This window comes from Pseudoalteromonas sp. S3260, assembly GCF_005886925.1.
Taxonomy (GTDB): Bacteria; Pseudomonadota; Gammaproteobacteria; order Enterobacterales; family Alteromonadaceae; genus Pseudoalteromonas; species Pseudoalteromonas tetraodonis.
On sequence record NZ_PNCV01000317.1, the window covers coordinates 1 to 256 of the forward strand.

1 protein-coding gene is annotated in these 256 nt (G+C 43.4%); it reads left to right on the top strand.

Annotation, left to right across the window (positions count from 1 at the left end; translation table 11 throughout):
- Nucleotides 1-256, top strand: a 256-nt coding sequence (locus tag CWC14_RS18625; protein ID WP_171036901.1) for an undecaprenyl diphosphate synthase family protein, incomplete at both ends; no start/stop codon positions are given.

Sequence of the window (256 nt, forward strand, 5' to 3'; positions counted from 1 at the left end):
CTCCATAAAAATAACGTCAAATTATCCATAATTGGCGACATGAGTCGCTTTTCTAACAAGTTACAAGAAAAAATAGCTGCAGCTGAGTCACTAACTGCTGAAAACACCGGGTTACGCTTAAATATCGCCGCCAATTATGGGGGCCGATGGGATATAGGGTACGCCGCACAACAGTTAGCGAAGCAAGTACAAGCAGGCGAATTATCAGCGGATGACATTGACGAGCATTCGTTGGCAAAGCATATTAGTCTTAATG